We start from the raw sequence: 4,866 nt of genomic DNA on the forward strand, positions 1-4,866 counted from the left end.
GCGGCAACACCGCGTCGGCCAGCGTCGGCATCGGGGCGCCCGTCTGAACGCGGGCGGCCTGGCGTGGTTGCAGGCGACTGGGAGTGCGCGTGCCCGCCTCGATCACGCCCATCACGGGAAGGCTGACCTCGCGGTCACCGCCATCGTCGACGTCATCACCCGGATCGACTCCGAGCACGTCGACGCTGCGCACGGCATATCCGTCGATGGCGGCCTGGTCGAAGCCGGGGAGCGGCCGTTCGGTGACGACTTCCTCGGCGCACATCAGACCCTGTGCCTCGGCAATGGCCACCCGCACCGGGCGTGGCGCCACCGCAGCAGCAGCTACTCGAGCCTGCTGGTCCTCGACCGAACGCACAGTGCGCCTTTCTGCAGTGCCATGGCCCGCGGCGCGCTCTTAGTGTTCGCCCAGGCCCAATCGCTCGACCAGCCAGCGCCGTAGCTCCGGTCCGTAGTCGTCGCGTTCCAACGCAAAGTCAACCGCAGCCTTGAGGTAGCCGCCGGGATTTCCCAGGTCGTGTCGGCGACCGCGATGGACCACGACGTGGACCGGATGGCCATCCTCGATGAGCAGGGCGATGGCGTCGGTCAGCTGAATCTCGCCTCCGACGCCGGGCTTCACCCGACGCAGCGCATCGAAGATCGCCCGGTCCAACACGTACCGACCGGCGGCGGCGTACGGCGACGGGGCGTCCTCGGCCTTCGGCTTCTCCACCATGCCCTTGACGCGCAACACGTTCGGATTCGCGGCGTCCGGCACCACCTCGACGTCGAACACGCCGTAGGCACTGATCTCCTCGGGCGGCACCTCGATGGCGCACAGCACCGAGCCGCCGCGCTTGACGCGCACCTTCGACATGACCTCGAGCACGCCGGTCGGCAGGACCAGGTCGTCGGGCAGCAGCACCGCGATCGCATCCTCGTCGGGCAGCAGCTTCTCCTCGACGCACCCGATGGCATGGCCGAGCCCGAGCGGCTCCTTCTGAACGACGGACTCGACCTTGATCAACCCGTGCGCGCGCCGCACCTTCTCCAGCATCACGTGCTTGCCGCGCGCCTCCAACGTGCCCTCGAGGATGAGATCCTCGACGAAGTGCGCGACCACGCCGTCCTTGCCCTCGGAGGTGATGATGATCAGGCGTTCGGCGCCGGCCTGCGCGGCCTCGGCAGCGACCAGCTCGATGCCGGGCGTGTCGACGACCGGCAGCAACTCCTTGGGTACCGTCTTGGTGGCAGGCAGGAATCGCGTCCCCAGACCGGCAGCGGGAACGACAGCGGTACGCGGAATCCGCACCTGAGCCCGTGTCTCCATCGTTCACACCATAACGTCATCCCCGGTTTGCGACCTCTTGAGGTTGGCAAGTCACAGAAGGTCCGTCGTTCGGATGTCATGGTGGGTTCGTGGATCCGACGACGAAGGCCGAATGGCGCGAGGCGGTGCTGCGGGCCCGCCGCCTGACCTCGCCCGCGCAGCGCCGGGCGGACGCCGACGCGCTGTGCGGGCATCTGCCCGCGCTGGTGCACGCCGGGGACACCGTCTGCGCCTATCTGCCGGTGGGTTCCGAACCCGGTTCGACGGCGATGCTCGACGCGCTGGCCGGGCTCGGCGTACGGGTTCTGCTTCCCGTCGCCCGCGAGGACGAGGCCGGGTTCCCCCTGCCACTGCAATGGGGCGAGTACCGCGCGGGTGGCCTGGTCGACGCCCGCTTCGGACTGCGCGAGCCCGGGCCGCCGTGGTTGGGCGTCGACGCGATCGCGTCCGCATCGGTGGTCCTGGTTCCGGCACTGGCGGTGGACCTCGCTGGCGTTCGACTCGGCCGCGGCGCCGGCTTCTACGACCGGTCGCTGAGCTCGGCCGATCCGGCCGCGCTGTTGGTCGCGGTGGTCCGCGACGACGAGCTGGTCGACCTGTTGCCAGGGGCCGACCACGACGTGCCGATGACCCACGCGCTCACGCCAGGCCTGGGTCTGGTCGCGCTCCGAGCGCACGGCTAGCAGCCGTCGAGCACCTCGGCCATGGCCCGCTTCTCCTTGTCCGACACCCACAGCCCGTAGGCGGTCTTCACCTCCACCTGGCGGCCGACGAACTGGCAGCGGAACCCCACGTTTGGCGGCAGCCAACCCGCGGCGTCGCGAAATGCCTTGTCGAAGTTGCCCTTTGCGCTCACGGCCAACAGGTTGCGCGGATCGTTGGCGAAGTCGCGGCGCCGCTGGTCGTCCCAGTCGCGGGCGCCCTTGTACCAGGCGTCGGCCAGTGCCACCACGTGGTCGATCTGCACGGCGTCCGACGTCGTTCGTCCGCGGACGAAGGCGATCGTCTCGCCGCGGTACGGGTCGTGCAGCGTGCCGCGCTGGGCGAGGCAGGTTCCTGGACGCACGGTGAGGTCGACGAGATCGCGGCGCAGCACGTCGTCGCGGGTGTTGCAGCCGTTGTGGCCGAACTCGACGCCGACGTCGTCGCTCCACGCCTCGCCGAACCGGTACCTGGCGAAGTCGGTGTGCCGGTCCCACCCCTTCACCGGCAGCCGCCGAAGGTTCTCCCTGACCTGGTCGTATCGGGCCGAGCCCTGAGACGACGGCGCGTCGGGCGGTACCGCTAGCATCGAGTCGCTGCGGAAGTGCAGCCAGCCGGCCACTGCGACGCCGACCGCGACGATCGCCACCAGAACGGGAATGACGCGGCCCACATAGCGGTTCTAGCACTTGCGCCGGTAGAGTGCTAAGAAGTTTGACCATCTCGGAGGTTTGCGTGCCGACCTATTCCTACGCGTGTACTGAATGCGACAACCGCTTCGACGCGGTGCAGGCGTTCAGCGACGATGCGCTGACCACGTGCCCCAAGTGCGCCGGCCGGCTGCGCAAGCTGTTCGGCTCGGTGGGCGTGGTGTTCAAGGGCAGCGGCTTCTACCGCAACGACAGCCGCGAGGCCGCGAAGAGTGCGGCCGGCAGCTCGTCCAACGGGTCGGCCAAGACCAGCGAGTCCGCCGGCTCCTCGTCATCCGAATCGTCCTCGACGCCCTCTTCGTCTAGTTCGTCGTCTTCGTCCGGTTCGGACTCCTCATCCAGTTCCAGCTCGTCGAGCTCCGGCTCGTCGAACGGCAAGAGCTCGAGTTCGAGCAGTAGCTCCACCCCCGCTGCCGCCAGCTCCTAACCGAAGTTATCCACAGGCCCGGCCGTCGCCGGGGTTGGAAAGCCGCGCCTCCCACTTAACGTGGGCGCATGGGGGAATCGCTCAATCCGTCGCCGGCGAGCCGGCTCGCGCAGGCGCTTCGACCGGACTGGACGCGGACCGCGGCGGCCCGCCGGGTGACCGCGGGTGCACTCGTCGTGTTGGCGGGGGTGGCCGCGCTGCGTCCCGACCCCGCCGATGGCCGCGCCGACGTCGTCGTCTTCGCGCACGACCTCGCACCCGGCGTGGAACTCACTGCGGCCGACCTTCGAATCGAATCACGTTCGAAGACAACCATTCCCGACGGCTCTCAAGCCGACCCGGCCACGCTGGTGGGGTCGACCCTGGCCGGACCTGCCCGCCGCGGGGAGGTGATCACCGACGTCAGACTGCTCAGCCCGCGACTCGCCGAGGCCACCGCAGGCCCGGACGCACGGGTGGTGCCGCTGCGGCTCGCCGATGCCGCCTTACTCGACCTGATCCGTCCCGGAGACGTGGTGGACGTGCTGGCCGCCGATTCCGCGACACCCGGCGGCGCCGTCGACGAGCAGCCTCATGTGGTGGCGACGGACGCCGTCGTGGTCCTGGTCTCCGAGGAGGTCACCTCACCCGGCAGGGGTGACGACAGGGTGGTGCTGGTGGCCCTCCCCGCTCACACGGCAAACGAAGTGGCAGGTGCGTCGTTGACGCAGGCCGTCACGCTCACCCTGCATTGAGTCTCAGTGCGGGGGCGGCGGAACCGGCGTGGTGGTCGGTGCACCGGATCCGTGCCCGATCGCATCCATCACCATGTCGGCCAGTTCGTCGGACGTCGACCCTGGCGGCGTCGGCGCAGGAGTCGACGGCTGTGCGCCTGCCGTGCCTCCCGCCAGACCCGCAAGGCCGATCGACACCATCACCGCGGACACCAGCAACCGCATCGGCACTCGTTGACTCCAGATCCTCTACGCGTGAACGGATTCCCCGAAGCTAGCACCGTCTTGGGGCCTCCGCAGCGTCGGCCTTACTAACGTTGCACCTCTGGACAACCACCCGTCACGCATGGAAGGGATCCGCTCGTGTTGAAGGGCTTCAAGGAGTTTCTCTCTCGCGGCAACATCGTCGACCTGTCGATTGCGGTCGTCATCGGCACCGCGTTCACCGCGCTCGTGACCAAGTTCACCGAGAGCATCGTGCAGCCTCTGATCGACCGCATCGGTGCCGGCAGCGGTTCGGAGTACGGCATCCTGAAGATCGGCATCGGCGGCGGCCAGACCATCGACCTCAACATCCTGCTGTCGGCGGCCATCAACTTCATCCTCGTCGCGGCGGTGGTCTACTTCCTCGTCGTGGCCCCGTACAACCGGCTCCGCAAGAAGGGCGAAGTGGAGCAGGCTCAGGACACCGAGTTGAGTCTGATGACCGAGATCCGCGATCTGCTGGCCGACGGCGGCAGCGGCAAGCACGTCACCGGCCCCGGCACCGGACCCAGCCCCGACACTGCCGAGACGACGAGCGCCGACAAGTAGCAGCCCGCCCAACACGCAAACAGCCCCCGGCCGAAGCCGGGGGCTGTTTTCGTTTGAACCAGGGAGTTAGTTCATGTTCCAGGGTTCGCCGTAGGTGGTGACGCTGTCGCCGGTGGAGGCGATCAGTCGGGCGAACGGACGCAGGAGCACACCGCCGGCAGCGCCGGTCACCGTGCCGTGCGCGTTGGA

At 68.7% G+C, this 4,866-nt stretch carries 8 protein-coding genes and 1 pseudogene; 4 read left to right on the forward strand and 5 right to left on the reverse strand.

The features are described 5' to 3' along the window. Positions 1-358, reverse strand: a pseudogene (locus tag QOC69_RS34800) (molybdotransferase-like divisome protein Glp); the annotation flags it as partial. 39 nt (positions 359-397) lie between these two features. Continuing rightward, the gene (locus tag QOC69_RS34805) at positions 398-1,312 is read right to left on the reverse strand and encodes a UTP--glucose-1-phosphate uridylyltransferase (protein WP_526447184.1); all 915 of its coding nucleotides are present in this window, start codon (positions 1,310-1,312) and stop codon (positions 398-400) included. 89 nt (positions 1,313-1,401) lie between these two features. Between QOC69_RS34805 and QOC69_RS34810 the strand changes: the two genes are divergently transcribed. Next, on the forward strand, positions 1,402-1,995 hold the full coding sequence (locus QOC69_RS34810) for a 5-formyltetrahydrofolate cyclo-ligase (RefSeq protein WP_526447186.1): 594 nt from the start codon (positions 1,402-1,404) through the stop codon (positions 1,993-1,995). On the opposite strand, the gene QOC69_RS34815 is transcribed toward QOC69_RS34810, so the two are convergent. Continuing rightward, positions 1,992-2,687, reverse strand: a complete 696-nt coding sequence (locus QOC69_RS34815) for a GmrSD restriction endonuclease domain-containing protein (protein ID WP_526447188.1) — start codon at positions 2,685-2,687, stop codon at positions 1,992-1,994. The genes QOC69_RS34810 and QOC69_RS34815 overlap by 4 nt on opposite strands. Before the next feature lie 62 nt (positions 2,688-2,749). On the opposite strand from QOC69_RS34815, the gene QOC69_RS34820 reads away from it, so the two are divergent. After that, positions 2,750-3,151: an FmdB family zinc ribbon protein gene (locus QOC69_RS34820; protein WP_526447190.1), complete on the forward strand. Its 402-nt coding sequence runs from the start codon at positions 2,750-2,752 to the stop codon at positions 3,149-3,151. Positions 3,152-3,219: 68 nt separating this feature from the next. Then, positions 3,220-3,885 (forward strand): SAF domain-containing protein, encoded by a 666-nt coding sequence (locus QOC69_RS34825; RefSeq protein WP_526447192.1) that lies wholly within the window; start codon positions 3,220-3,222, stop codon positions 3,883-3,885. Positions 3,886-3,888: 3 nt separating this feature from the next. On the opposite strand, the gene QOC69_RS34830 is transcribed toward QOC69_RS34825, so the two are convergent. Beyond that, positions 3,889-4,089, reverse strand: a complete 201-nt coding sequence (locus tag QOC69_RS34830) for a hypothetical protein (protein WP_526447194.1) — start codon at positions 4,087-4,089, stop codon at positions 3,889-3,891. A gap of 138 nt (positions 4,090-4,227) precedes the next feature. On the opposite strand from QOC69_RS34830, the gene mscL reads away from it, so the two are divergent. Then, on the forward strand, positions 4,228-4,677 hold the full coding sequence (gene mscL, locus QOC69_RS34835) for a large-conductance mechanosensitive channel protein MscL (protein WP_526447196.1): 450 nt from the start codon (positions 4,228-4,230) through the stop codon (positions 4,675-4,677). Between the two features lie 66 nt (positions 4,678-4,743). On the opposite strand, the gene QOC69_RS34840 is transcribed toward mscL, so the two are convergent. Next, positions 4,744-4,866, reverse strand: a 123-nt coding sequence (locus QOC69_RS34840; RefSeq protein ID WP_264057095.1) for an MspA family porin, incomplete at its 5' end; no start/stop codon positions are given.

The sequence above is a fragment of the Mycobacterium sp. genome (genome assembly GCF_032162105.1).
Taxonomy (GTDB): Bacteria; Actinomycetota; Actinomycetes; order Mycobacteriales; family Mycobacteriaceae; genus Mycobacterium.

Coding starts and splice junctions, on each gene's coding strand:
- QOC69_RS34805 (WP_526447184.1), bottom strand. CDS start 1,312: ATGGAGACACGGGCTCAGGTGCGGATTCCGCGTACCGCTGTCGTTCCC.
- QOC69_RS34825 (WP_526447192.1), top strand. CDS start 3,220: ATGGGGGAATCGCTCAATCCGTCGCCGGCGAGCCGGCTCGCGCAGGCG.
- QOC69_RS34830 (WP_526447194.1), bottom strand. CDS start 4,089: ATGCGGTTGCTGGTGTCCGCGGTGATGGTGTCGATCGGCCTTGCGGGT.